At 72.1% G+C, this 2,029-nt stretch carries 3 protein-coding genes; all 3 read left to right on the top strand.

The features are described 5' to 3' along the window. On the top strand, positions 1-646 hold a 646-nt coding region (locus tag G6026_RS16025; RefSeq protein WP_241728138.1), incomplete at its 5' end, for a lipase family protein. Between the two features lie 77 nt (positions 647-723). Next, a complete protein-coding gene (locus G6026_RS16020) occupies positions 724-1,200 on the top strand; it encodes a MarR family transcriptional regulator (RefSeq protein ID WP_231750397.1) in 477 nt (158 codons plus the stop codon). Further along, positions 1,197-2,029: MFS transporter (locus tag G6026_RS17680; protein ID WP_347238127.1), on the top strand; the 833-nt coding region annotated here is incomplete at its 3' end. The genes G6026_RS16020 and G6026_RS17680, both read left to right, overlap by 4 nt.

Here is a 2,029-nt window from a genome sequence, read left to right as displayed (position 1 = left end):
CGGCGCGGTGGCGGCAGCGGCCGAACTGCACCCGCAGTACGCGCCCGAAGTGAACCTGGTGGGTACCGCGGCCGGCTCCCCGCCGGCCGACCTCCTGGCCACGCTCGAGTGGTCCGACGGGTCGGCGATCGCCGGGGTGATCGGCTATGCGCTCAACGGCCTGGTCGACGCCTATCCGGAGATGGGCGGGCTGCTCGACGCCTATCTCAACGACGAGGGCCGGGCGATGCTCGCCGCCACCTCGCACCAGTGCATCGGCGAGACCGCCATCCAGTTCTTCCAGCAACGCACCAACCGCTACACGACGTCCGGCCAGTCGGCCGGTGAGATCGCCAGGCAGGATCCGGCCATCATGAGCTACCTGGAGCGCGAGCGCATCGGTCGCCTGACGCCCAGCACTCCGGTGCGGATCCTGTCCCCGATGAACGACGACATCGTGCCCGGCCACCAGTCGCAGCAGCTCGGCCGGGACTGGTGTGCGCAGGGGGCCGCGGTCGAGATGGTCATCGACCACGCCCCGCCGGTGGCCACGGGATTCGCCCTCAACCACGCGGTACCGATGCTCTCCGGCCTCGGCGACACGGTGCAGTACCTGGCCGACCGGCTCGACGGCGTGCCGCCGCCGGTCAACTGCGGGACGTACTGAGCTGTCGAGCCGACGCCCCAGCCGCCTCATCCGGGTCCCGCAAGTAGGTTGCGCAAGCGGCTTGTAGAATCACGCGGGTGACCGACCAGCCCCACGCCCCGGCCAGCCCAGTCCCCGGCAGCCCCGCGCCCACCGACCCGACCGCACTGGCCACAGACCTGCGTGAGGCCCTCCGGCCGCTGTGGCGACGGTTCGCCGAGCACCGGACGCTGTCGATGGGGAAGGTCGGGATCCTCGCCCGACTCGACCGCCTCGGCGCCCTCACCGCCACCGACCTCGCCGCACACGAACGGATCAGCCACCAGGCGGTGGCGGGTGCGGTGCGCGAACTCGAGGCGATGGGGCTGGTCTCCCGGAATCCCGACCCCTCCGACGGACGTCGGGTCCTGGTAAGCCTCACCGGGTCCGGCCGCACCCGTCTGGTCGCCGAGCGCTCGGCCGGGCAGGAATGGCTGATCCGCGCCGTCACAGACGAGCTCAGCGAATCCGATCGCGCCACCCTCGCGGCGGCAGTTCCGCTGCTCGTCAGGCTGGACACCGAGGGCCCCGGGTGACCACGACAGGCCGCGCACCCGCGCCCCGCTGGTTCTTGCAGGCCCTCGTCTACGCCGGGCTCACCAGCTCGATCGTCAGCTCCCTGGGCATGCTGCTCGTCCCGTCGGTCGCAGGCGAGTTCGACATCACCGTCAGCGCCGCGCAATGGATGCTCACCGTCAACCTGCTGGTGGGCGCCGTCGCCACCCCGATCATGGGCCGCTTGGCGGACGGCCCTCACACCCGGCGGTTGCTCCTGGCGTCGCTGGCGGTGATCTTCACGGGGTCGGTCATCGCCACCGTCGCCACGAACTTCACCGTGTTCCTCCTGGGCCGAGCGCTGCAGGGCCTGCTCTACGGGACGGTCCCGGTCACCATCGCGCTGGCCCGCCGGCACCTGAGCTACTCGCGATCCCAACCGGCCATCTCGACGCTGTCGGTCACGGTCTCCGTGGGGATGGGACTGGGATACCCGCTCACCGGCCTGCTCGCCGCGGGCTTCGGCCACCGGTCCGCGTTCGCCTTCGCCGCCGTGTTCGTCGCCACCGCGGCAGCCGGGGTGTGGCGGTTCGTGCCCGCCGGACCCGATCCACTCGCGCCCCGGACCCCGCTCGACCTGCCCGGAGCGATCCTGTTGGGCGTCGGCCTGACCACCCTGCTGCTGTGGATCTCCGAGGCCCAGAGCTGGGGATGGGTCTCGCCGCGCGCCGCGGGGACGCTCGCGGTGTCGGTGGCCGCCCTCACGGGGTGGGCCGTGCACAGTGTGCGGACGCGGCACCCGCTCATCAACCTGCGCGTGGTGCGCCGTCCCGAGGTCCTGCTGGCCAACGCCACCGCGATCGGGCTGGG

Source organism: Dietzia sp. DQ11-38-2, from assembly GCF_014145055.1.
In the GTDB taxonomy this organism is placed as follows: Bacteria; Actinomycetota; Actinomycetes; order Mycobacteriales; family Mycobacteriaceae; genus Dietzia.
The sequence above is the reverse complement of the archived record's forward strand: the minus strand, read 5'-3'. Positions and strand labels throughout refer to the sequence as shown.